The sequence below is a fragment of the Robbsia andropogonis genome (genome assembly GCF_000970345.1).
Taxonomy (GTDB): Bacteria; Pseudomonadota; Gammaproteobacteria; order Burkholderiales; family Burkholderiaceae; genus Robbsia; species Robbsia andropogonis.
In genome coordinates, this window is the sequence record NZ_LAQU01000027.1 from 1 (window position 1) to 24,707 (window position 24,707).

General features: G+C 56.6%; 16 protein-coding genes and 4 pseudogenes. 11 read left to right on the top strand and 9 right to left on the bottom strand.

The window, feature by feature from the left end:
• Window positions 1–713: MFS transporter (locus WM40_RS19925; protein ID WP_046153783.1), on the bottom strand; the 713-nt coding region annotated here is incomplete at its 3' end.
• Window positions 714–869: 156 nt separating this feature from the next.
• The gene (locus WM40_RS28105; RefSeq protein ID WP_157685227.1) at window positions 870–1,265 is read right to left on the bottom strand and encodes a LysR substrate-binding domain-containing protein; all 396 of its coding nucleotides are present in this window, start codon (window positions 1,263–1,265) and stop codon (window positions 870–872) included.
• Between the two features lie 340 nt (window positions 1,266–1,605).
• Here WM40_RS28105 and WM40_RS30270 point away from each other — a divergent pair, with 340 nt between their 5' ends.
• Window positions 1,606–1,881, top strand: coding sequence for a hypothetical protein (locus tag WM40_RS30270; RefSeq protein ID WP_157685866.1), 276 nt, complete (start codon window positions 1,606–1,608; stop codon window positions 1,879–1,881).
• 99 nt (window positions 1,882–1,980) lie between these two features.
• On the opposite strand, the pseudogene WM40_RS19935 reads toward WM40_RS30270, so the two are convergent.
• A pseudogene (locus WM40_RS19935) lies at window positions 1,981–2,295 on the bottom strand (transposase); the annotation flags it as partial.
• Between the two features lie 307 nt (window positions 2,296–2,602).
• On the opposite strand from WM40_RS19935, the gene WM40_RS31630 reads away from it, so the two are divergent.
• Window positions 2,603–4,267, top strand: coding sequence for a PAS domain-containing protein (locus WM40_RS31630; protein WP_046153764.1), 1,665 nt, complete (start codon window positions 2,603–2,605; stop codon window positions 4,265–4,267).
• 155 nt (window positions 4,268–4,422) lie between these two features.
• Window positions 4,423–4,839, top strand: a pseudogene (locus tag WM40_RS28925) (DDE-type integrase/transposase/recombinase); the annotation flags it as partial.
• 69 nt (window positions 4,840–4,908) lie between these two features.
• Here the strand turns inward: WM40_RS28925 and WM40_RS19950 are convergent.
• On the bottom strand, window positions 4,909–7,491 hold the full coding sequence (locus WM40_RS19950; RefSeq protein ID WP_157685867.1) for a hypothetical protein: 2,583 nt from the start codon (window positions 7,489–7,491) through the stop codon (window positions 4,909–4,911).
• Between the two features lie 1,489 nt (window positions 7,492–8,980).
• Here WM40_RS19950 and WM40_RS30275 point away from each other — a divergent pair.
• From WM40_RS30275 to WM40_RS19970, 5 genes are all read left to right on the top strand, one after another.
• Window positions 8,981–9,130, top strand: coding sequence for a hypothetical protein (locus WM40_RS30275; RefSeq protein WP_157685224.1), 150 nt, complete (start codon window positions 8,981–8,983; stop codon window positions 9,128–9,130).
• Window positions 9,131–9,687: 557 nt separating this feature from the next.
• Window positions 9,688–10,524 (top strand): DMT family transporter, encoded by an 837-nt coding sequence (locus WM40_RS19955; RefSeq protein ID WP_046153765.1) that lies wholly within the window; start codon window positions 9,688–9,690, stop codon window positions 10,522–10,524.
• 131 nt (window positions 10,525–10,655) lie between these two features.
• Window positions 10,656–14,063, top strand: a complete 3,408-nt coding sequence (locus tag WM40_RS19960; RefSeq protein WP_046153766.1) for a 3-keto-5-aminohexanoate cleavage protein — start codon at window positions 10,656–10,658, stop codon at window positions 14,061–14,063.
• A 7-nt stretch (window positions 14,064–14,070) separates the two neighbouring features.
• Window positions 14,071–15,510 (top strand): FAD/NAD(P)-binding protein, encoded by a 1,440-nt coding sequence (locus tag WM40_RS19965; protein WP_269083101.1) that lies wholly within the window; start codon window positions 14,071–14,073, stop codon window positions 15,508–15,510.
• A 99-nt stretch (window positions 15,511–15,609) separates the two neighbouring features.
• Window positions 15,610–16,278, top strand: coding sequence for an O-methyltransferase (locus WM40_RS19970; RefSeq protein WP_024905788.1), 669 nt, complete (start codon window positions 15,610–15,612; stop codon window positions 16,276–16,278).
• Window positions 16,279–16,592: 314 nt separating this feature from the next.
• On the opposite strand, the gene WM40_RS19975 is transcribed toward WM40_RS19970, so the two are convergent.
• On the bottom strand, window positions 16,593–17,207 hold the full coding sequence (locus tag WM40_RS19975; RefSeq protein WP_024905787.1) for a pyridoxamine 5'-phosphate oxidase family protein: 615 nt from the start codon (window positions 17,205–17,207) through the stop codon (window positions 16,593–16,595).
• Window positions 17,208–17,978: 771 nt separating this feature from the next.
• Here WM40_RS19975 and WM40_RS19985 point away from each other — a divergent pair.
• Window positions 17,979–18,533 carry a YagU family protein gene (locus WM40_RS19985; RefSeq protein WP_046153768.1) on the top strand — a complete coding sequence of 185 codons (555 nt, stop codon included), beginning with the start codon at window positions 17,979–17,981 and terminating at the stop codon, window positions 18,531–18,533.
• Between the two features lie 263 nt (window positions 18,534–18,796).
• Window positions 18,797–18,925: pseudogene (locus tag WM40_RS32765) on the top strand (IS30 family transposase); the annotation flags it as partial.
• Window positions 18,926–19,203: 278 nt separating this feature from the next.
• Here WM40_RS32765 and WM40_RS19990 read toward each other — a convergent pair.
• The 4 genes from WM40_RS19990 to WM40_RS20005 form a co-directional block, all read right to left on the bottom strand.
• Window positions 19,204–20,916, bottom strand: coding sequence for a tannase/feruloyl esterase family alpha/beta hydrolase (locus tag WM40_RS19990; protein ID WP_046153769.1), 1,713 nt, complete (start codon window positions 20,914–20,916; stop codon window positions 19,204–19,206).
• Window positions 20,917–20,926: 10 nt separating this feature from the next.
• Window positions 20,927–22,066, bottom strand: a complete 1,140-nt coding sequence (locus tag WM40_RS19995; RefSeq protein WP_024905782.1) for a porin — start codon at window positions 22,064–22,066, stop codon at window positions 20,927–20,929.
• A 79-nt stretch (window positions 22,067–22,145) separates the two neighbouring features.
• Entirely contained in the window at window positions 22,146–23,375 is a 1,230-nt protein-coding gene (gene mhpT, locus WM40_RS20000; RefSeq protein WP_046153785.1) for a 3-(3-hydroxy-phenyl)propionate transporter MhpT, read from the bottom strand.
• A 350-nt stretch (window positions 23,376–23,725) separates the two neighbouring features.
• Window positions 23,726–24,196, bottom strand: coding sequence for a MarR family winged helix-turn-helix transcriptional regulator (locus tag WM40_RS20005; RefSeq protein ID WP_046153786.1), 471 nt, complete (start codon window positions 24,194–24,196; stop codon window positions 23,726–23,728).
• A 141-nt stretch (window positions 24,197–24,337) separates the two neighbouring features.
• Between WM40_RS20005 and WM40_RS20010 the strand changes: the two are divergent.
• Window positions 24,338–24,622 (top strand): annotated as a pseudogene (locus WM40_RS20010) (enoyl-CoA hydratase-related protein); the annotation flags it as partial.
• Window positions 24,623–24,707: the final 85 nt, after the last annotated feature.

Consider the following 24,707-nt stretch of genomic DNA (forward strand, 5'->3'; position numbering starts at 1 on the left):
GAAGCGCCAAAGCCGCGCACCATGCCGATGTATTGCACGAAGCTGAACAGCATGGCCTGGTTGATCGCCATGCACACGATGCCGGCGATAGCGCTCCGACAGCCGCGGGCCAGACGCTGCGGGCGCGGCGTGCCGAGCGGACGGGGCGTGCCACGGCCGTCGACAGCCTGCACCGTGGGGAAGGCGACGGCGAGTGCTAAAGCGGCGGCGAGCGTCAGCCCCGTAAAGACCGCGAAAAGCACCGTGCCGCCGTGCGCGCCGATCAATGGCGGAAGCGTCGCAAAATACAGAACGCCGAAGACGGCCAGCGCCAAATGGCTCATTGCAAAGAGACGATGCGGATTCGAGGTTCTGCCGATCGCGCCGTGCGTGACGGAGAGGCCGCAGCCGACGCCGATGCCTGCAATTGCGTGCGCTATCACCATGAGGGCAAAGCTGTCAGCATGCGCGCCCAGGTAGAAGCCCGAAGCGGCCAATGCGAAGCCACCGGCCGCGCTGAAACGTCCGGGAAGTCGCGTCAATGTGGGAGTGAGGAAGACACAGGACAGGACCGCACAGGCAAGGTAGGTGGTTGCCAAGCCGCCAGCACGTTGCGCATCGTAATGAAAGTGTCGGATCAATGTTTCGATCCAGACGGGGAGGGCTACCAGGTCGATCATCCCTGCTACATGGGCGACCACCAGCGCTAGATTCGAGCCTCGTCGTGCAAGCATGTCTGTCTCCGGATTTTATTTTTTTTTCGCGCATCGAGGCGCGTGTCCAGAGTGTAGAGAGATAGGAACGCACGCGTCCGCGCATTTCGCGATAGGACGTATCGCAATTTCGCGAGTGCGGGTAATCCCAGGTGGCGGGAGCAAAGGCGCGCGACGCTATCTGGAAAAGCGGCGCGTGGCGAGACCTTTTCGGCGATTCAAATCGTAACCGATGGCTGCGCATTCGCGTTGATCGACACCACGCCGTCGCGTTGCATCTGCCGTACGAGTGTGCGTCAACGCGTCATTCTCGATGACGTTATCCTGATCGCGGCGCCAGACGATCTCGACGGGATAGGACATCGTCAACTCGGGATGTTCGACCAGGCGGGTGCCGGCTGGATGACTGTGCAATGCCGTGTCGGGCACGATCGAATAGCCAATGCCGGCCGCGACTAATCCCAAAATAGTCACGACATCGCCGCCGATCTGCACGATATTCGGCGAGAAGCCTGCCACCTGACTCTGCCGGATCAGGAAGTCGTAAAACGCGGGCGAGGAATGCGAGGGCACGGCGATGCGCAAGCCGCAGTGACAGATCGTCGTGGCGTCGAAGCGCGTATCGCCGGGATCGCGTCATCCCATAAAGCCGCCGGCTAGCATGCCGTCGGCCATCGCCTCCACTTGTCGGCCTGATAACATAGGCTCGATGCACATCGCGATGTCGGGATGCCGCCTCGCCATAAAGTCCAGATACGGGTCTTACGTGCATCCGTCATCGGGCCAAATATGCTCGCCATGACAACACCTCAGATTTTATAACAATCAATATCAGGGTGTTGCAGTGACCGGTTGAATCCGCCGTCACGATTCGATTGCATTACAAAGCGCAAGGCCGGATATCTTAGATACGGTGTCGGCAGTTGGTAAGGAGCTTGGGTACGATGTTTCTGGTTTTGATAAAGACGCTGGGAGCATCACTCTTTCTTCAAATGCAGGTCTTTTCGTTGGCGCAATGATCGGAAAAATTCAGAGGGCAACGATCATGGTGCGTTCGTTAAATGGCGGGCGTAAATTAGATCTTACGGTTTCGGTGTATGGGAATTTTGATCAAGGTGGACAAGAAGCTGCGACAAAGCGATTGAATGCTTTCAAAGAAAAGCTTCTGGAAAAAGTTGGCCAGCATTAACCTGTAATTCACTCCGTGAATTAAACCTGTTCAGTAGGTAATCCCCCCACCCAGTGACCGGTTGAATCCGCCCGCTTTAAATATGGGGGGATTACCCGGCGACTTCCTCACATACGGCGGCACAATCGATGAATTGAACTTCACACCCGATCCTGATCGATCACGAACCTTCGGCACCTTCACCGGAATCGGGCCGGCCCCCGTCAACACTTCGCGCTGCGGCAGGTAGCCATTGCGTACTACGGCGCGTTGCCCGTGCAGCGTCTTGACATTCGCGAGCCGCTCCAGCAGCACCGACAGCTCGGCTTCAATCGCCTGCTGGATCACCTCCCGCGCGCCCTGGCGCACCAGATCGTCCAGACCCAGACCGCCTTGCGATAGACCGACGACTTCCTTTTCCGTAAACTTGCTCATGGTAGGTGGTTTGTTGTTTGCTGGTTTCCGACTTCGACAATCAGATTCTTAGCTGCAACCTCCACCGCCTTCATCCTCACGCCTGCAACCTCCACCGCCTTCATCCTCACGCCTCCAATCCCCCGTACACAGATTCGCGCTTAGCTCCCAGGATTCTTGGACTTCGCTCAAGTTGACAAATTCGCTGCCGTTAACCCGCCTGTAGGTAAAAGGTCAGTCAGAGCAGTTAACACGGCTAGTGACGACATTATGAAAGGCTACTTACTTTTGGCGTGAGTGCGCCATGACTTGACGCCACTTAAATATCATGAACTTCTTTTCCTCGATTCGAAGACGTCGTCTAGACGCGTTATTGCAATCACAAGCCTCTATTGAATTCGATATGGAGGGAAACATTGTATTTGCCAACGCACGCTTTCTTGATCTGATGGGTTATTCGCTCGCAGATATAAAGGGTAGACACCACCGAATCTTTGTCGATGAAGAATACGGCGCCAGCCGTGAGTACCAAGAGTTTTGGCAGAAACTTCGAAATGGAGCTACTCATAGCGCCGAGTTTATGAGGCGAGCGAAGGACGGTTCCGCTGTTTGGCTTCAAGCGAGCTACAATCCCGTGCTGGATCGACTCGGTCGACCGTTTCGCGTACTCAAGATTGCCCAGGACACGACAGAGCGAAAGGTCCGGGACATCAATTACGAGAGCCAAATCACCGCGATCAGCAGATCTCAAGCGGTCATTGAATTCGACATGGTCGGGCATATTCTATACGCAAACGACAATTTCTTATCCGCATTGGGTTATACGCTCGAAGAAGTACGCGGAAAGCACCACAAGATGTTCGTCGACGATGCTGAGCACCGGGGACCCGATTACAAGCGATTTTGGGAAAATTTGCGGAAAGGGCAATTTCAATCTGCCGAATTCAGGCGAGTTCATAAAACAGGTAGAAACGTTTGGATTCAAGCGAGTTACAACCCCATTTTCGATTTAGCTGGAAAACCATTTAAAATTGTTAAGATAGCGACTGACATTACCGAAGAGGTCAAGCGGCGTAAAGGCTTCGAGCTTTTGTCAATGGTTGCAGATTGCACCGACAATTCTGTTGTCATAACCGACGCCGACGGCCGAATCGAATACGTAAATGCAGGCTTTACGAAATTGACTCACATTACCTCTGAAGATGCCACAGGCAAGAAGCCAGGTCACTTGCTACAAGGAGCGCACACCGACCCAACGACGGTCGCCCGCATTCGGGTGAAACTGGCTGCCTGCGAGCCCTTTTACGAAGAGATCTTAAACTATAACTTGCACGGGGAGCCGTATTGGATTTCGCTGTCAATCAATCCAATTTTTGATAAGCACGGAAACCTTAAGAAATTTGTGTCAGTTCAAGCCAACATCACCGAGACAAAACTCAAGGCGCAAGAGGATGCAACGCGACTGACAGCGATACGATCGTCGACGGCCACTGCTGACTGGTCTCCGCGGGGCGTCCCTGTCGACGCAAGTAATGTCCTCCTCGGCATTTTGGGCTTCAAAGACTTGAATTCAGCGCTTGCGACGCTCTCCGATATTTATCGCGACGCAACTGCCGGCGACAATGCTGCAAAGCTAAAACGGCGCGAAAGCGTGGAACTCGAAATTAAAGCTACCGACGTGGACGGCAAGACCGTCTGGTTGCAAAGCACCTTCAATCCTATAGTAGGCATGGATGGAACCATGTTGAAGCTATCGATGTATTCGAGCGATATTACGGCTCAGCACCAAACGATGGAACGCATCCGAGGCGTAGTGAAAACGATCGACGACCTTGCATCTCAAACGAACTTGCTCTCGCTGAACGCTGCCATCGAAGCTGCAAGGGCAGCAGAAGGCGGTAGAGGGTTTGCTGTCGTCGCTGACGAGGTCAGGAAGCTTGCAAAGCGCTCGGCCGATTCCGCTAATGAAATAGCAACGATGCTGCAAAGCTAATGCGATATCTGGCACGGTTCTGTCGCAATAAGTGGGTCTGGTATTCTGAAGACCCCGATCGAACGATCCGATCCACGAAGCAAAACCTGACTACCGCGATGCCGAAAGTGTTTAAGCGGCTCCACTATCTACTGGACGTGATGCTCCTATGCGTGCGTTATCTCTACCGCGCTATCGACAAAGCCGGTAACATGGTTGATTTCCTGCTACGAGCCCGCCTAAACAAGGCTGCCGCGCAGGCATATTCCTAAAGGGCAATCGTGCTAAACGGCGACCCAGAGTCCGTGACGATCGATAAGAGCGCATCGAACCTCGCCCGTTTGAAAGCGATCAATGCCGCGCAGGAAACACCGATCAAGATTCTCCAGCAAAAGTATCTAAACAACCTTGTCGAACAGGATCACCGCGTAATCAAACGTCGAACGCGACCAATGATTGGCTTTAAGAATTTTCGCTGCGCACGCATTATCTTTGGTGGAATCGAGATCATGCGCATGATTCGCAAAGGTCAGATGCGCGGCTGGGCTAAGGCACTTTCACTCGCTCACCAATTCAACTCCATAATTGCATAAGCAATCCTGTACATTTTTAAAATTCTTAAATCACTCAATTCTTTTGCGACGGAACCGCCTGATGCGGGGTCATCCTGCACTATCTAAATCTATCAGTTCGCTGATAGCCAACTCGGCGAGCACGCGTTCACCGGCAGTTGAGGTCATTGCGGATGCTTGCAGTCCAAACGCTGGACCGGCCGCGTATCCACGGGAATTGATTTCATAACTGTAGTATCCAGACACCGTCCAGCTGCTAGGTTCGTTAAGAAGTCGCGCCATTTCGCCCTCCAGCAACGCCATCTGGGCGGTATCCCTTGCGCTCAAACTACCACGTGAACACATACGAATAATGGTGATTTCATCTTGATATGCGCTGAGCATTTCCGCGACTGCAACGGTGATTTTGTTACTTTCGCCAAATGCTTGATTGCCACGAGTGGCATTCGAACGCACTTCGCTTATGAACGCGTCCAGTCTTGCAGCGCTACGACTAGTACGTGCGATTTCAGGACGGCGCATTTCAATATAGGAAAGGAACGAGGTAGGATCGACAAATTCTACAAGCCGCCGGACGTATTTCTGATTGAAACGGCCGTGTTCTTCCACCATGCGCAAGGTCACGCTCGCCCCTCGCGGCGCGATCGGAACGGTGAGGCCTACAATTGGCATTGATGGCACGCTAATTGACTCAGGATGTGCGGCGTGTGTTGAAAAATGACCAGCGCTGGAAACGCTACCCAGAATCGACACACTTGCTGTTAGCACGGATGAGCGTCCGCGCGACCGCTCAGTACCGCGCAGCCATCCGTTCGCGTCTACGCGTTCGTTCTTTCCAGCCAGCAATTGGTCGTAGCTTATACTCGCGACTGGCCCCACATGCACGCCGAATGCCGCGGCGCGTGCCATCAAGGTTGCATTGCCCGATACAGTATGACTGCTGCGCCGCTGGTCTCGCCAGTTAACCGAGATATCTGGTGTACGGAAGAAACGAGTGCTGAAATTTTGCCACAGCCGTTCTGCTGACATGGACTGCGTCGCCTCAGAAAGCGCCTGTTGTTCAAATAGAAAGTCGACGACATTGTTTGCAAGTTCACGCCAGGAGTTCGTCGGACGGCCATTTGCATCGCGCCGAAGTCGCGTGCGGATTATTACACCCGTCGGTGCGCTGCGATCGTTAGAATAGGACACCCCCGCGCCGCCGCCTATTACAGCATGGACACTTTTGGTTCCTAATGTCACGCCGGCAAAGACACTGAGACCGACGCCGCTCGAGTAACGGGTATCTGTTCCCATGAACACTTCACCGCCGTATGACGAGGAGCCAATCTCGACAAACGCGTGCCGTCCGTGAAGTGCTTTGACACCTGGAGTCGGGGAAAGCCATGGGGCCAATGAATGCGGATGAAACTCGTGCAAGTTGAGCGACGAATTGACGTTGATACCATACATGCCGCCATCGAAGTAACGGACGTTGTTGCCAAGCGGGGCCGCACTGATCACTTGTGATAATGCTTCGCGGAGGGCCGCGGTCGTCGTACTTGTGGGGCGGATTGGCTTGCCTTGCTCTATATAGCGCGCGGTTGCTACGCGCTCCTTAACCTCTGAAGTGTTTCCTTGGGTGTGATGGAGATGCCGCAGGTGTTGCGCAACTTCGTCGGACCAGCGTTCGAGCGTTGAAAGATCTAGCGTCTTTACGCGCTGAAACTCCGCATTCGCCAATATTACATGTGCATTAACATGAACTCTGGGCGCCGACTCGATCAAGGCTGAAGCAATCGCACGTCGATCATCGGATGTTAGCGTCAATTCGCTAGCCCGCTGATCCGGCGATGCGCTGCGCTTCCAGTAGTCCAGATAGAGTTCTCGCAACAGCAAGACTCCACGCACTTCAGGTGAGATTGGGGGGCTAAGTGCGTTTTCAGATGTATGCTGTGTGACCATGCGGTGGCATGCCAAACTGGCGTCAATCGCGGCATGGACCGCCTCCCGAAGCGCACGCGTCTCTTCGCTTTGCAACCGTAGATCGACGCCTCCGGCGTCAAAGGTCGTTGCGGTGAGTGGCGATTTACGCATGCCGACAGTCCGACGAGGATCGAACGCCATCCAGCGATGCCTTGCCCGACGCTGAGAGCGACCGATCCACGTCAGGAACTTTGCAAGGCGACCTTTTGATCGTGCTAGAAACGAGTGCTTTCCACTCTCGCGGTATCCGCTGCGCCATGCGACGTAAGCAGCTACCTGTGTGCTATCTCCGATCATTTGTGCCGAAGCATGAGGGGTAGCGTACAGCTTCGCTGCACAAAGTAATGCGTTTAATGCAAGCGAGCACGGCTCGTCACGGTTTCCCATAACCGCCATCTGTTGGATTGCCTGATGGAATTGCTGACTCGGGGTATCGGCTATCGTGTCATTTCCGGCAACGTGGTTGGCAAGGTAATCTGCAGCCTGCAAAAACGTACGAAAGCTTTCGCGTTTCATAGCGCCGTCAGCGGTCGCTTCGTCAAAGGTCGGGTCGCACTGCAATGTGACCAGAGCGTCGAATCCATTGGCCGTATGTGCGAGCATACGTGCAACATGCCATGCGTGACGCTGAGCTGCTGTAGGCGGTAGCGTCATCTCGTAGTTTGCATTACGCACATCAATTGAAAAATTGCCTTGCAGATGCGCCAATGCCTCGGCCGCCCTCGCCGCGTCGCCGCCCGTTGCGGCCGCAAGCGCCCGAGCGCATTGAAGGGCGCCTGCATATCGCACCGGACTATCCTCCGCTGACTGCGCGTGCGCTAGCGCGGCCAATGTGCGAATGATGTCCTCAATATGAGGGTCTGTTGTAGCTTGTGCGTTCTCGAACGCGAATAGAGACGCTATCGTTCTCGCGAACGCGCGTTCGCTGCATATCGCCTGCACCGCGTCAGCTTGCTGCGACTCAAGCATTGCGGGGGGCGGCTTATGCAATTTATGGGTGAGACCACACGCACGTCCTTCAATTTTTCGGACCTCAGACACCGACGGTGGCTTTATCGCACTAGGCGCCGCCGCGCGTCGCGGACGTGAGGGTATTGGGGCCGGGTCTATTTTCGTGCTGGTGTAGCCGGGGAGAGACAGGGTGCTTCGCGCGCCCGTTCGTAGCCGATAAGGCAGGCGGCGCAATATACCTGAACACCTCGGTTCGTGCGTGCCCAACGTTTCCTGCTCGGACGGATCACATTCCCTTTCTGTTAAATCCGAGGAAGTTGGTGCCCTCGTGCAGTGGCCGGTCAAGTTGAAAAATTTCATCGCGCTGATAAGCATCGGTGGTCTAAAGTATTAATGGTTCTGTCCCAATAAGAATTGGGTAAGGGAAGAATGTTTATATTCATAGTAATACTGATGTAAATAAGGAGTTGAATTTCTGAGCGGGCGAGAGTGCTTTAGCGCAGCCGTTCATCGGATCTTTACAAATCATGTGCATGATTTGCAATGCTCATGTGAGTGGCTGCGCTAAGGCACTCTCGGAAACGTAACTATTCAACTCGTTATTTTAATAGGTATCCTATAAATATAGAGAATCGTACCCGTCCAAATTCCTATTGCGAAAGGACCTTCGCCAACGCGACACAACCCCTCGACTTCCTCAGTTGCAGTCGATACACGGCGCTGCGCCCCCTCCGCCACTACGCGAAGCTGATCCAGCGTAGCCTGCGTCGCCACCTGAAGAGGAGTCGCCTATATTGGCACTGGCACCAGCATATGACGATTGAGTAAAGATGGCGCCAGTCAACCAGATCAGCAAGCAGCAGAAAACGTTCTTTCTCATCATTTTCTCCTATGTAATATTGCGTGCAAGATACTTGAGTTTGTCTTTTACTGTATCAAAGCACCATACGGGAGTAGTACGGTTAATTAAGCTCCGCCACGATAAGCGAGAGCAAATTGAATAATATTCGCATCAGCGAAAAGATATAGCCAGATGCGAATGGTTCTGTTGAAAATACTGGTTCTGTGGGGATCTGACCAAGATCCAGTCGAATCGCTAATATAAACGTGTAAATTATGGTAAGACGGATCTTTGTGATTTGATGAAATAAGGAACTCGGGACGGTAATACCCCTCTGTCAGACTAGTTGGACCATGAATCGCTGTTAGAGTTTGAACCGCCGACAAGCGGCAGAGGAAGAATCCAATGAAGTACGCTGAAGAGCGCAAGGAAGCGATTCTGAAGAAGCTATTGGCCCCACATATTCGTAGCGTTGTTGACGTGTCGCGGGAAGAAGGCATTAGTGGCTTGCGTCCGTTCAATTACGCCAAACAGCACCGCGCGGTAGCGTCGTAATTCATCTCGAGACTGTCTAATACCCGCTCTCCTGAGTTGGCGTCTTCCACGCCCACTCAGGTGGGGGGAAAGTAACGCGTACTGGGATACCGTCCTGTTTGAACTATGACGTATCCATAAATACCAAATATCTCCCGAAGACGACCTATTTGCGCCAGATCCTAACAGATTATAACGACAAAAACACGCGCATTATTGTCGCAAACGGATTTTGATACAAAGCAGAAATAACAATTATTAATCGTTTATTTAAATCTATTATCTATATTTTTTAGAAAAATAATGTAGAAAATTCGATATACCTATTTGCACAAAGATCATTTGATGTTATGTTTGTGCTTAATTAGGACATTTTAAGTTTTAAAGAAAAATATATTAATTAATTGGGCGCGAACGCGTAACGCGTTTGTAACGATCAACAGACTACTTTCGTAAAAATCATGACAGGCAGTCCAGATCCAAGTCTCGCCGCATCCTCGACACCGACGGTTGCAGGGCGGGGTGACGCGGAAATATCGATTAGCACGGATTCTGCAAGACGAATCAGCTTGATATTGATGAGTCTGGCCGGTCTTTCCCAAGGTTTTATCGGGCCAATCGTCAAGCTGGTCGATTTTGCACCATTACCCTTGGTGGTCGGGCGTTGCATCGTGGCGGCGGTTCTACTGCACGCCATCTGTATTCTGACAGGACGCCGAGTACAAAAAACGGATCGCATCAACACGATTATTTGCGGATTTCTTCTTGCCGGACATTTTGCCACCCTGTTCATGGCATACAAGAAGACTGACGTTAATCTCGTTCTGATTGCGCTGTTCACCTATCCGATGATCACCAGCCTGCTCGAGCCCGTGTTTTTCGGCGGACGTCCGCAGCGCCGACAGGTGATTTCTGCATTCGTCGTGACCGCCGGTATCGCATGCCTGCGCCCGGCGCCGGGCGGCAGTGGCGACATGATTGCCGGGATCGGTCTCGCTCTGGCGTCTGCGGTTCTGTTCAGCCTTCGCAACATTCTGAGTCGCAAGCTCGTTGCTAAAAGCGACGGACTTGCGATCATGGGATGGCAAACCACCATCGCGGCCATCGCGTTCGCGCCAAGCTGCGTTGGACTCAAAGTGAGCGACATGACATCGTCGGTATGGCTCGGCATGCTGGCGCTGGGTATTTTCTTTACCGCCATTCCTCATACGCTACGCATTCTCGTGAAGCGTCATCTCACCACGGCAACCGTTGATATTCTCGCTGCGCTTCAGGTGGTGGGGGGGGTGCTGCTGGCCTGGATACTGGTGCATGAGGCGCCCACCATCAACGTGATACTGGGCGCTGCATTTATCTTTACTGCAGTCCTGTGGGAAGCCGCCAGCACATGGCGGCGGGGCTCGATGCCCGAATGACGCGAGCACCGCGTGGCGAGACATCGTCTTCGCGGAGAAAACACGCCCCCCGATTTGCCACAAAGCCAACGGTTTGCTGGCGGGCGCTCGTCCCGCTGGACTGTCCACGTTGTCTAAACATGAGGAACGACATGCCCAAAGCGCTATACATTACCGCGGCTCCCGTCGGAGCAGTGCCGAAATCGCTCAATCTGGGCGACCCGGTTTTTGTTCATGGCTATCTTCTCGATCTGATCGATGCGAAAGAGCGGGTGCTAATCGTGAAGGCGCTCGAGAATGAAGGCTGGGAGCCTGTCGACGAAGGCGGTATCGCGCTTCAAAGCGGCTATGCCAGCACTATCGACGACGCAGCGGTCCGCTCGGCGGGAAATGCCGGCGAACTGGAGCGTGACGGGTGGAGCCGGGTGTCGGGACAGTGGAATTCGCCGTGGCCGAGCGAACCGCACGACGTGAAACCTATGATTGCGCGGAGTCTGCTGCAACGCATCGGGTCCATTGGCCTCATCCGGCAGACCGTCCTGCAACTAACGACGTTCGGCTGGACCGTCACCGCCCAAGGCGATCTGTCATGGCCCCACGGAAGTATTCGCAGTTATCTCCCGCCAAGCCTCGTGCAACAGATCCGGGCGGCAGACCAGACCGTCCTGGACGTGCTCATGAGCGAAGGGTGGACGCACTGCCGTGCCGGGTACTGGCAGCCCGGCAAGGGCCGTAGCGTGGACCTTCCGTTGACGCCTGAAGCGATTGTGGCGGACGCGCATCAATCACTGATCGAAGGGGCAGCCATCGTACACCTCCATACGCGTTCGAGGGCTGATCGCGGCGAACTGCAAATTCCAGGACTTGGCACAACCATCACGACGGGGGCGCAACGCAACCAGATCGTAGTGGAGGATTTCGAGCAGATTGTCACGACGCTGCGAGCGATGGAGCCCGCTGCGATACTCAACGTGTCGACCAGTGCGCGCGGCGACCGGAGCGCGTCTGAAAGCCTGTTGCGCCGCGCACATCTGAAACGCTACGGACCCGCGCAGGTGCATGCCGACATAGCATCGTTCAGCCCGGGCCCCGTGGTGTTTCAGAGCGGCGGCGGCTACGACAACCCGCCCGGCTTCCTCGTCCAGCAACTCGACCAGTTTGCTCGGACAGGTATACGACCGGAAATCGAGGTATTTAATCACACCATTGTCGAAAACGCGACGAGCATCTATCGCGACGTACTGATCGCGCATGGCGAGCCGGTGCTGTTCATGCTAGTGGCTGGGGTGGATCAGCATCGACGCGACGCGGTCAGCGGCGAGCTCAACGATGATTCGCTGATCCCGGTGGGCACTAGAAAGGACATCGCTGCGCTGTTGCAGCGCGACGACGTGGAGTCCACGCTGGCGGGGGCGCGGATCGCGGCCGACGCGCTCCGGCCGACAGTCGTACAACTGCGTGAGCATTTCCCTGCGTCGAAGATTTCGATTCTGCTGCCGGGTGCGTTTCACGCCATTCTCGTCGAGGTCGCGCTGGCGCTGTCGCTGGATGGCATTCGCGTGGGACTCGAAGACGCGCTGAATGTGTTCGACTCCCGCGTACCGGGTGGTGTCAGGCGGGCGCAGGGCACGAGCGATCAGGTACGTGCATTGAAGCGCGATTTGGAAAAACGCGGCATCTCAACGCTCAGCGCAGAAGCATTGCGTGACCAGATCGACATGACCCGCTGCGAGGTCAGGCTGTTTCGCGAGGCAACGAGCGCGTTGTCAGCCTATCTGCCGTTCGCGTCCAGCCCGCGGTCGCTTCCCGGGGCGGCGACGCTCGCGCAAGCGCTGTCGCCTGTATTAGACGCTTACGGGAAGATCGAGGACAGGTTTGCTGCCGAGCTCCGCAATGTCCCCGACGACCTGCGGACGGACCCAGCCGCTCTTGCCGCTCGCGTACGGGCGACGGCGAACGCGACAGGTGCGAACATACGCTTTTTCGTTGAAGAGCGCGACCGCTATCTCGATCACGAATACCTTGTCTTCAACGACATCTACGTCCCGCAAGCGTTAAATTTTGCGCGCGAAGTCCTGGCGCAGCGGGGTCAGTCGACAGACGCATATGACGAGGCGCTCGCCCATTACGGACGCCCAGGAGAAACCGTGCTGCGCGAAGAGGCCAGTTACCGGATTCGCGAGGATCAGTTCAAGTCGTCGGCGTTGCGGGCGCTCGAATATCTGGTGTCTATTCCATGCCGATACAACGTGGACCGCACCAACGTTTTTAATACGCAACTGCGTCGCGATCCTCACTACAGCGCGACGATGGCGCTGCTTTTTCATGCGATTCGTGAACTGACGCTGGAACTGCGCGCGCGTTCTAACGCTCATCAGAAAGCGTCCGGTCCGGTGTGGTCGATCGTATCCGTGGATGCCGCGCAACCGCAGGGTGGTGGCCCCCTGCGCGAACTTGCTTCGTCGCGCAAACTGCCAGTGCTATCCGCCGGCGTCGAGTGGGTGGTGCTGCCCAGCACGCCGACCACGCACTACCCGCTCGGTCTCAAGCTGTCGCATGGATTGACGGATACGTTTCATCACTTCCTCGACCGGGTGGTGCGAGACGTTTCACTGCTGAAAGCTGGGCGGCCGACGCGGGATACACCGCTTCGCGTCATTGGCATCGCGCATACGGGGCGACAGCCCGATGGCGAGACGATCGTCGAGGCCAGCATGCTCTACAACCGCTTCGCGCTTAACGCCGACCGGACCAGCACGTTCCATGGTCATCCGGCACGACTGATCTATGAACGATTGTTGCTGCCGCGACTCGTAGACAGGCCACGTGAACTCCTCTATACGGAATCGCAACTTGCGGTGCGTGATGAAGATGGCGTGCCGCTCTACAGTGACGGGACACGCGCCCGAAGAATCGCACGAGAGGCCATCGGCCGCCTGACTTTCTTGAAGCTACTAGCGCATAGTTCGGGCATTTCCACCGCACAGCAGCTCGACGTGCTCACTCGTTTGGACTCAGAGCGACTGGGCTACGCCCCGGACGAATTGCGGGCGATCTTCGACCGCGCTCTCGTAATCTCCTTTGCGTCTGCGTCCAACGTGCTGGTCGACTGGGCCGGTACGTCGGTGGTCGATGTGACTGCCTTTAACGACGTGCGCAGTCTGGCGGGCACCACCACGGACGACTATCTTTTCAGCGAGGGAGCACCGCTCGACACGCTGCGTCGCGCGTTGCTGGCCTCGCGGGCGGGTGACGCGCCGGTTGGTGGCTATCGATACGAGGAAGCGAAGTTGCTTCGTCATACGGGCGCGCAAGGTAAGACCGTTGCGCGGTTGACAGGCGTTTTCCTGATGGATGATGTGGCGCGTCAGCACGATGGCCACTCGATCCGCCGGTATCTGGAAGGGACGCCGCGCTGGCTACGGCAGTGGCTCTCCGGCGTGTTTCATGCTCCCGCCTCAAGAGGTGCGCTTGATGTGCTGGGCGAGCTGGACGCCGCAGCAGGCGAGCGCCTAGCGAATGGAAAGCGGGAGTCAGTCGCACCGTCATTTGTCGTGTGAGGTAGCCATGCGTATAGCGATCATAGGTTTAGGATGCAGCGGGACAATGGTGTTGCGCGCCATTGCCGATCGACTTCGTGAAGGGGATCCGATCGAAATTAGGCTGTTCGAAAGCCAGAAGGAGGTGGCGGCGGGCATTCCCTATGGTGCCGCATTCAACGATGACTGCTTTGTGCTGAACATGCAGACGTCGCTGCTCGGTGCACATCCCCAGCGTCCTGAGGAGTTCATGGACTGGCTGGCCGGGCAGTCGCCAAGCGTTGTTGACGGGACGGATTACATCGCGCGTACGCGCATGGGCGGATATCTCGCAAGCGTTCTTCAGGCGTCGATGGCACGGTTGCGGCAACTGGGCATCGCCTGCGAAATCGTCCGTGACGAGGTCTGCGACATGCAGGTTAGGGGAAACGAATACCTGCTGTTTGGCACGACCCAGACCTATACCGCAGACCGCGTGGTGCTTGCACCCGGGCACTTGAAGAAGCGGAAGCCCGAGGGCAGCGGGAAGCGTTACATCGCGAACCCATATCATGCGCTTCACCTCGTTCGCGCGATTCCGCCGAACGCTAAGGTCGGCATCGTCGGCAGCAAACTGACGGCGGTCGATATGGCTATTTTGCTGCGCGAGCAGGGGGTCCGCCGGATTTCGATGTTCTCGGGTTCCGGCCGTTTGCCGCTGGTGCGTGGCGTCAGGCCTCCTGAAGACCGGTTGCCCGTCGTGCGACGCCCAAAGGGCGCGTCGCTTCGTTCCTTCCTTAAAGCGATACGCGACCAGGTTCGCACTATGCAGGCGCCTGCCGAATATGAGGCCTTTCTGTCCGGCAGGGATGAAGCTGTCCGGCTCGCTCACGAACTGGAACAGGCTTCGGCGCCGCGCCTCTGGCACGCGTTGCTCGATGAGACGAAGCACTTCATTGACGACTTTTGGCAGGAGCTCAGTCCGTTTCACAAGCGCCTCTTCCTGCGCAAGTATCAAGGATTGTGGATGAGCTACCGGCATCCGATGCCGCCGTCGAATGCCCGAAAGATCGCCGGCATGCTCGCCGATGGCTCGCTGACGGTCCACAGTGGCTATCGGGGCGCATCGGCCTGCCCTGACGGACAATTAACCGTCAGGGCAGGCGACCAAGAGGTTATCGTCGACTACCTGATCGACGCGAGCGGCACACCGGCGGATGTGCGCGAGATCGATTCGCCGCTCGTCGCGAATCTGCTGCGTAATGGGATCGTTGCTCGCTGCGAGTTTGGCGGCATTGAATGCGAGCCCGCAACGCACCGCGTTAGACCGCTCTCGAACGTGTATGTGATCGGGCAACTGACCCGTGGTCGCATTTTCTACGTGTCGGCCATAGAACGTATTGCCATTCACGCGTTGGTCATTGCGGCCGACCTGATGCGCGCCGTAACGGAAAGAACCGGAACTCGGCTCGAAGAGGTGGCCGACTGACGCGGACAGCGCGCCGCACGATGGCGTTGTGCCAGATCAGGACACGCGCGATCTGCCATTCGAGTCGAAGCAATCCGACAAACCTAAAGGAGATTGTTCATGAGCCAAGAAAACTGGACCGTAGTCGACAACTATTTCTCCCAGGCACTCATTCCTTCCGATTCCGCGCTCGAAACAACGCTGAAATCCAGCGCGGTTGCAGGGCTGCCGTCGATCAACGTCGCGCCGAACCAAGGCAAGCTTCTCTACCTACTCGCTAAAATCAGGAATGCGAAGCGGATTCTGGAGATCGGTACACTCGGCGGTTACAGCACGATTTGGCTTGCGAGGGCGCTCCCCTCCAATGGTCGGCTGATCTCGCTTGAGTCGAACGTCGAATATGCCGATCTCGCGCGACGAAACATCGCCGCTGCAGGGTTATCCGATGTTGTTTCGGTTATTGTTGGCACTGCGGTCCGAAGCCTCGAACAGCTCATAGAAGAGAAGGCCGAACCGTTCGATCTGGTATTTATCGATGCGGACAAGGGAAGCAATCCGGACTACCTGCGCCTATCGCTTGCGCTGTCCCGCCCAGGCACGGTCGTAATCGGCGACAATGTGGTGCGCAACGGGCGCATCAGCGACGTGAACAATCAGGATCCCGATGTGATCGGCGTAAGGAAGTTCTTTGAACTGGCCGCCTCGGATAGGCGTCTGGATACGACAGCAGTGCAGACGGTTGGCTCGAAAGGCTGGGACGGGTTTTCGATTACTCTTGTGTCGGCATAGCAACGGATGACGTGAGGGGATCTGTCGTGCGATTGCGCGAATATGCGCCGAGGCTTTTGCTTCAGCGCGGCGAGCTATCGGCTGGTCAATACGTTGGCGGATTGCCTTTGACGGCCAGCGGTCCGGTCTTTAGTGAACAGAAACGTCTGATTGTGCCAGGAAACTTGTGCACGACCGGCACAAGTTTGCCAGACCCCTGTCTAGCGCGATCGGGCTCGTACTAACTGTTCGAGTCGGTCCCGCAATGGTATTGGGATGACCGATTTCAACCATGGATTAACCAACTGGCTCATGAACCAACATTTGCGCGTGCGTCAATACAATCCCGCGAGGGTGCGTTGAGGAAGCTCCCGGTCGTAGGTCTGTCCATCGAAAACGCCACCGCTCAGCCGCTGATGCATCTGTCCAGCGCTCGGAAGGCTGTCGCGATTTACTTGCCTCGTCGTATTCCACAAGTCGGACCGCACTAGCGCTTTCGAGCAGTGAAAGTACGCTGCGCAGACGGTGATGACTATCGCAGTACGCGGCAGTTTCCCATTAATCTCGAAAGCCGCAAGTAGCTGAGGATCGACGGAGATTTGCGCTGTGCCGTTCACGCGCAACGTTTCACCAACTCCCGGCACGAGAAATAATAGAGACACCCGCGGGTTGATCATAATGTTGCGCAAGTTGTCGATTCGATTGTTTCCCGGCCGATCCGGAATCACGAGGGTTCGACAGTTGACGATTGACACAAATCCGGCAGGATCCCCTCTGGGTGAGCAATCGGTTCCATCTGTCCCGGCTGACGCAAGGATTACGAACGGCGACGCCCTCACAAATGCACAATAGTCGTCGTTAAGATGATCGATCTCCTTCCACAGCGCCCGTTCATGTGGGCGGCCGTATATCGCCTCAAGTTGCTGCACATCGGAAATTACATGTTCCATTGCGTCCACCGTTCTGTTTCTATCGATAAAGATACCTGCGCCAGGTGAGTATAATTGACGTATCGGAATCCGCAAACGAAGCTTTCTCACATTGCATTTTCTAGCGCAAGGAAAGTGCTGACCGAGTCAGCTGGCGCCTGAGCATTGTGACGTGGCCGAAGCGGTAGGGTAAGGTTGACGCATGAAAACCTCGTCTATTTACTACTGCTATCGCTTCGCGCCTGCGGTCATAAGCTTAGCGGTGCGTTAGCACTTTCGCTTTCCCTGCGCTTTTGCGACGTCGAAGAATTATTGTTTGAGCGCGGCATCGCTGTAAGCTTACGGTTCGCTTGGAATCGTGGCGGTAGTTTACGCGCGACGGACAAAATACGTCCTCGTTTTGAGCAGCGTCAACAACAAGCGGCGCAGTTCGGTTTACTTGATAAGATGTCCTACATGTAGGAACATGATCAACACGCTTGCTTATTTGCACGGGAACCGGGCAAACGGACGGTGGGCGGAATCTGGAGAACGGACGGGGCCTACGTTTGAATCGGGGAGAGTGGCGATATCTCTACCGGGCTGTCGGCAAAATGTTTCTGTCGCAATAAGAATTGTGTGGCGAAAGAATGTCTATAATCGGCGCTTTCATCCCTTGGCTTCCCTTAATCAGGCATCCAAGGCTGACCAGTTTTCGAGAAAGTAAACATACCCCTCGGGGGTTTCTGAACTGGCCTCTTAAGATTAAGGCTCTTTTCTAGCCCTGTGGCCTTTTATGGAGAGCAATTCAGCATGGTGAACAATCTGGCCAATCGCAAAGTCATCGTATGGGGCACGTTGCTGGGGGGCTTTATCAGTTCTCTAGTGAAATCGGGTACGGAAGCGAATATGCCGCCCAGGGTACCGGGCGAATTGTCGCCGCCCGCAGCGAATATAGACGGGTGGTTAGGTGGCCTCGGCATCAACGCACATTCTCTGGATTATGCTTACCAGAGCGTGACGATTCCCGGTGCGGTGATGCTCTATCACTGGCTGTTCAGTTTCGCCTTTGCCTTTATTTACGTTGCCGGGGCTCGGTACTGGCCTAAAATCCGAATGGGATTCGGGGCCGGGTACGGCATCCTCATCACTTTGGTGATGCACGGTTTTCTGATCCCCGTGCTCGGATTCAGGCATCCTGTTTATGATCACGGTGCCATAGGATGGCTGTGGAAACTCAATGGGTACGAGTTTTCGAGCGAACTTATCGGTCATATTTGCTGGTCGGTATCTATCGAGGTTTGCCTAATTTGCGTGCTTGCGGTTTTCGGAGAACCGGTCAGCGGCGAATGGACACGCACTCACTGATTTGCACCAGAACCCAAATAATTATTTGGCGAAGGTGGGTTCAAGAGGTCATCGCAACGCCTTTCTATTAATATCGAATGAGGGAGCGTAGACGAATGGCACAGAGGGGAAAGCCTGGGCTGCCGCCAGAAGGCAAGGCAGAAGTTTGGCGGCGGTGGCGCGCAGGTGAATTGTTTCTTGGCGTCGGCAAAGCGCTAGGCAAGCCAGCCGGATCAATCTACGGCGTAATCCAACTACTTGGAGGTTACAGCTCTCTCGGGGAATGGTCTTCGGAACAAGTAAGCGGCTGGCTTAAGCGCCGATATACCGATGACGAGTGGATGCGCGTGTCACACGAAACGATTTGTCGTAGCCTGTTTGTGCAGGCGCGCGGCGTTCTAAAGAAAGAGTTGCAGTATAATTGCGGACCTAGCGCAAGATGCGTCATTCGCGCCTCTCCAGCTTTGCTTCACGGTACACAACTTGATCAATACTCGCAGGCGCAACTGAAAAAATCGCAGCCCGCCTCAATGCGCGGCTGAGAAAGACCTTGGGTTTCATGTCCCCGGCCGATAAACTACGTGGGGCTGTTGCCGCGACCTTCATACTGTCCAAATTTTCGTCAGCGCATGCCGATTAAAATCGCCTGACGGCGAGCCCTTACTCCCGAAAGCGCACACTCCCTCTTAACTCAACTACAAACGAAACTACTCGCGGCGTTCACATCGCCGCCTTGATAACGCGCCACTTTCGGGTACGGGCAAAGCGGCCGTGTTCGTCCTGCTCCCCAGTCGGTGGGCACGTCGGCGTTCGGCGCGGCATTGCTCGCATCGCGCGCGGTGGCGACCACGCTGTCCGGCGCCGTGCCTTGCTCGACCCATGCAACGAGCGGCGTGAGCAGGTCGAACTGGTCGGTGCTCGGACCGCCGCTGCAATGGTTCATGCCCGCGATCGTATAAAGACGCGCGAAGTTCGACGCGTCGCCGCCGTTGGCTGTGGTGAGCCGCTGATACCAGTCAGTCGTGTCGTTCGACGAAAACACCGGGTCACTCGTGCCGTGATAGACCATCAGCTTTGCCCCGCGCTGCTTCAACGCGCTGAGATTGGTTTCATCGGGCGGCGTCATGAACGACCAGGCAGACTCGGCATACACGCCGCTGGTGGCGAATATCTTCGGCGCATCGGTGTCCATGTTGAAGTTCAGTGCATACGCGGACAACTGGCTCAGCACGGAAGCGGCTTGCGGCGGCGTGGTGAACGTGAAGGCGGCCGCGGCCGGGTCGAGCGTGATCGAGTTGGCCTGCTTCCAGGCCGACCAGCCAGCGCCGAGTCCGGCATCGTATGGGAAGCTTGCATACAGCGCGGTCCCTGCACTATTGCGCGCCCCGGAGAACACATTGCCGATGGCGTCCATCTGGGCGCTTGTCAGACACGTGCCGTCACGAACGTTGTTTGTGCAGGTTGGGATGTCGCTGGCAAGGTTGAAGTTGGCCTGGCATGCCTTGATATCCTGAATGAGGCCGTCCGTTACACCGTCGAGTGCATCGCACTTCGACAGTATTTTAGACGCTACCATTTGACGTTCCGCCGCCGTGAAACCGGTTGTGATATCGGGCAGGCCATTCGAGGTTGTCGCTGTCGCCACTTTCGCAAACTGCTGTGCGCTCCACATTTCACCGATGGCCGCCTTTGGCAGGTGAACGCCCGGATCACCCGCGATGATGCCGTCATAAGCCGCCGAAAAGCGTGTCGCCGCGACCAGCGCATGACGTCCGCCGTTGGAGCAGCCATCGAAGTAGCTCCTATCCGGTGCTTTGCCGTATGCCAACTTGATGACTTGTTTAGCCATCGGTGTGAGCGTCGCAACAGCATTGTAGCCGTAGTCGATTCGGGCCTGCGGATCGAGACCGAACAGGGGATTTTGCGCCGAGCTGTGCCCTGCATCCGAACTAATGACGGCGAAGCCCATGTTGAGCGCATCGCTAGTGGGGCCGCCGCCGCCGATTTCGCCGGTGGCCGTGACCACATTGCCGTCGAGTCCGCCGTTGGCTTGATAGAAGAAGCGTCCATTCCATGCAATCGGCAGGCGCATTTCGAAGCCGATTGCATAGGTGTTGCCGTCGACGCTACTGACTCGCTGATTCATGCTGCCTTGAATCAGGCAATGTTCGGCGATCGGTCTACCGACCACTTCGAGCGTGCCCGCCGCGACGTCCGTCACCGTGGTGAAGATGGTGTTGGCGAAACTGAGCTTTGCAGCGAGTGTAGCGCAATCGCCGACCAGCGTGGCCGGCGTTGCCGCGCTCAATTGCGGCAACGCGGACGCATTGTCGCCGACGCTACCGCTGCACCCAGCGAGGGTGAGCGCCGCGGCTGACGCTAGTGCGATAGAGGTGCGCCTCATGCTTGGTATCCTAGAAAGAATGACGCATGCCAACCATGACGCCGGTTTGGCCCGTGCCCGCTGCGGGCGTCGTGCCCCCGCCACCCCCGCTCACCGAGTACTGCGCCTTCGCGCTGTTGGCGAGGTACGACGCTTGGGCGTAGACAGCGGTGCGCTTCGATAGCAGATAGGTGGTGCGCAGCGTGCCCATCGTCGCGCGCGTGTCGTGCTGGGTATTCGTGATGTGATAAACCTCGCCATCGACGATGAAAGCGGGCGTCACGTTATACGCCGCGGCCAGGAAGAACAGATTGGAGCGCACGCTCGCAACCGTGTCCGCGCCCGGTTCGACGCGGCGGTTAAGCCATCCCACGCCGAGCTTGGTCTTGCCGAATTTGGCGTAGGCGCTCAATTGTGTGCGGATGTCCTTGTCGGCCGCGCTGGTGAGGGGCGTCGGCGTAATGCCGTCGAAGAAGTTCGCCGCCGCGGTGCTGCCGCCACGCTGTTCTTCATACGACCCCGCGACGCCGAAGAGTGGTGCGTCGTACTTCAGCATCACGGACCATTCGCGGCATTGCGTTGTCTGCCCGGCGACCGATCCGGTACAAGTGCCCTGCCCCGGCGAGTTGCCGGTGCCAGCCGCGTCGCGTCCGAACGAGTAGTTCGCGCCGAAAGTGACGCCCGCATAGCTGCCGAGGTAGACCACCGAGTTGTCTGCGCGGCCATTTGGTACGTACGCGTCGAGCGAGCCCAGACCATAGATGTCCGGGCCGATCAGGTCCGCGCCCATCAGCGCGAGATAGGTCATCGTGTACTGGCGGCCGAACGAGATCGTGCCGTAAGGGCTCTTAATGCCGACGAATGCTTGACGTCCGAACAAGCGGCCACCTTGACCAAGATCGCCTGCGCGCACGTTGAAGCCGCTTTCCAGCGTGAAGATCGCGCTATAGCCGCCGCCCAAGTCTTCCGCGCCACGCAAACCCCAGCGTGAAGGCATTTCGCCCGTGACCGACGGCATGCGGAACACGCTTTTTCCCGCTGCGTTCGCGTGCGAAACGTATTCGATCCCGGTGTCGATAATGCCGTAGAGCGTCACGCTTGATTGTGCCGCTACGGCACCGCTGATCGTGCACAGTGCGGCACAGAGTAATAGACGTGCGGATGGTTGCATGAAAGGTTTCTCCGGACCGTTTAATGAATAGCGGCGTATTGTTGTTGTGTGCTTGGGTTGGGTGTTCTCGTGACGACGGCTAGTTGTCGGCGCGTGGTCGGCGTATCAGAAACAACGCCGCGACTGCCGCGATCACCGTTACGGGAATGCTTGCGCCAATCACGGTCGAAGAACTGCGTCCCATCGCCAGCAATTGACCCGCGGCGAGCGGACCGACCACCGAGCCGATGCGGCCCACCGCGACCGCCGCACCGACGCCAGTTCCACGCATGGCCGTCGGATAGAACGCCGCGGAAAGCGCATACAGCACCGATTGGCCACCGATCACGAACATCCCCGCGAAGAAAGCATCGGCCGCAAGCGCGCTGAAGCCGTTCGCCGTCGAAAGCATTGCGAGCGAAGCGATGATCCCGACGTACATACCGGCCACCACTAGGCCCGAGCGCATGCGATCCATCAACATGCCGATGCACAGCGCGCCAATTCCGCCACCAATGTTGAAAAAGATCTGGACGTAGCCGACGTGCGCACGCGTCAGACCGCTCGCGGCCATCAGCGATGGTAGCCAATTGAGCAGAAAATAAAGGACGATCAGGGTACAGAAATAGCTGACCCAAATCTGCACTGTTGAGAGCCCACGCGTGCCGCCGAACAGGATTTCGCCGACCGGTGCCGGCTTGGCTTGGCCATCGCGTGATGCTTTGGTGAACGCCTTCGAATCCGTGAGGAATGCGAGCAGCAGCGGTACCAGCAGGAGCGGCCCGACGCCGCCGACGTAGAAAATGTGACGCCACTCGGTGTTCCCCGCACTCAACACGCCGATCACCGACGCGATCACGCCACCGAACGGAATGCCGCAATACATCACGCTCACGGCGGTGCCGCGCAAGCGCGGTTCGACCGCTTCCGATGACAACGCGATCAGGTTTGGCAATGCCCCGCCTAGTCCGATACCGGTAAGCACTCGCACGATCAAGAGCATGTGAAAGTCGCTCGCCAGCGTCGTGAAGATCGACAGTAAGCCGAACAGGCATGCGGATATCACAAGCATGCGCTTGCGACCAATACGGTCGGCAAGCCGCCCGCCGAACATCGCGCCGGGTAGCAAGCCGAAGGTCCCAGCACTAAACGCCAGTCCCATTTGCGCGACGGAGAGGCCGAACTCGTGCGCCATACGCGGCGCGGCGATGCCGACCGACTGCAAGTCGAGTCCCTCTAGCAAGGCGATGGCAAAACATAGTCCGAGGGTGACGAAGGTGCCTGCCCTGCTCGACGCCGCCGGGATCGCAGCGGCATCGGTCGAATGCAATGTTCCGGATTTCTTCACATTAGTTATCCTTATTAAATGAAAAGGTTTTCCGGTTTCGCTAAAGAGCGGCAGATGCCAAGTCACCCTGCTGCGCGATACGCAAGTTCGGCAGGCAATCGTTAGATCATCGTCGGGGCCGTGACGGATGCCCGACATTAGCCCACCGACCCGCCCTGCGTGCGCGCCGCATCGTTTCGTTGTCCAGGCTACGGGGTATTCGTTTCTAGGCGCTGCAGCGCGTCTCCAAACACCGCATCGTGGACTGGATTTAATATCAGGTAGGCTGACAATGCAAGCGTAAGTTGTTCGGTAAAAACACCTAGCAATTCGTTGGCGTGGCCCGAGTGGACCTAGCCGCGCAGATTACGAACGAAAGTTTCGAGGCGGATTTGGACTGCGCCGGCGGCGTCGAATTCGATGCCCTCCAACATTTTCTTTTCGATGGTTTTGACGGCCTGCTCGCATTCGCGCAACACGGCACGCCCTTCGTCCGTCAGTCGAAGTAGCACGATGCGCCTGTGCGTCGGATCTGGTTTGCGGCTCACCCAGTTATGCGCGGCCATCAGGTTCATCACTTCATTAGCCGATTGCGGCGTGATGAAAGAGCGCTCGGCAACCTGCGCATTGGATGCTTCCCCGTTGGCTTCTAGCACGGAAAGCGCGGTGAATTGCGCGAGGGTCAGGCCGAGTGGCGCGAGCGCTTCGGTCATGCGGCGCCGCAGGACGCGATCGAGACTGCCGATCACGTAGGTCAGGCGCAGGTTGGAACGGCGAGTGCGCGTGGCGGTGGGCTCGGCAGGCATAGTGTGATTTTTGTTCATCGTGGACAGAAAGTTCGGGCTGTCCCGCATCTTAGCGTGGCTAAGCGCAATTATCGCGGCTAAGAGTTTGTACCGAGAACGTGGATTTTCGCTTTACATATCAGGAATCCTGATATTAAATGTCTTTATCAGGCTGCGGTCGCAGCCGGTCCGGAGATTTTGCAGGAAAAGATTCGCCGCGATGCACACCGCTGGCAATCGCAACTGCAGCGCATGTACGCTAAGCCGACCATCGCGATGGTCAACAGCTGGTGCTGCGGTGGCGGCTTCTCGCCGCTGGTGGCGTGTGACCTGGCGATTGCTTCCGACGAATCCCCTTTCGGTCTTTCCGAAATCAAGTGGGGCGTTCCGTCAGGTAATCTGGTAAGCAACGCAATGGCTGATACCGTTGGGCATCGTCAGGCGCTGTTTTACATCTTGACGGGCGGATGGCCTTAAGCAGTTCCTCGACGACGAGGCAATCAAGCCGGGTCTGCAAGCGTTTGCCGGCGCCAGCCGATTTGATCGACGC

Excerpts from the sequence above, each read along its gene's own strand:
- WM40_RS31630 (WP_046153764.1), top strand. The coding sequence starts at position 2,603 with ATGAACTTCTTTTCCTCGATTCGAAGACGTCGTCTAGACGCGTTATTG.
- WM40_RS30275 (WP_157685224.1), top strand. The coding sequence starts at position 8,981 with ATGAAGTACGCTGAAGAGCGCAAGGAAGCGATTCTGAAGAAGCTATTG.
- WM40_RS19955 (WP_046153765.1), top strand. The coding sequence starts at position 9,688 with ATGAGTCTGGCCGGTCTTTCCCAAGGTTTTATCGGGCCAATCGTCAAG.
- WM40_RS19960 (WP_046153766.1), top strand. The coding sequence starts at position 10,656 with ATGCCCAAAGCGCTATACATTACCGCGGCTCCCGTCGGAGCAGTGCCG.
- WM40_RS19965 (WP_269083101.1), top strand. The coding sequence starts at position 14,071 with ATGCGTATAGCGATCATAGGTTTAGGATGCAGCGGGACAATGGTGTTG.
- WM40_RS19970 (WP_024905788.1), top strand. The coding sequence starts at position 15,610 with ATGAGCCAAGAAAACTGGACCGTAGTCGACAACTATTTCTCCCAGGCA.
- WM40_RS19975 (WP_024905787.1), bottom strand. The coding sequence starts at position 17,207 with ATGGAACATGTAATTTCCGATGTGCAGCAACTTGAGGCGATATACGGC.
- WM40_RS19985 (WP_046153768.1), top strand. The coding sequence starts at position 17,979 with ATGGTGAACAATCTGGCCAATCGCAAAGTCATCGTATGGGGCACGTTG.
- WM40_RS19990 (WP_046153769.1), bottom strand. The coding sequence starts at position 20,916 with ATGAGGCGCACCTCTATCGCACTAGCGTCAGCCGCGGCGCTCACCCTC.
- WM40_RS19995 (WP_024905782.1), bottom strand. The coding sequence starts at position 22,066 with ATGCAACCATCCGCACGTCTATTACTCTGTGCCGCACTGTGCACGATC.
- WM40_RS20005 (WP_046153786.1), bottom strand. The coding sequence starts at position 24,196 with ATGAACAAAAATCACACTATGCCTGCCGAGCCCACCGCCACGCGCACT.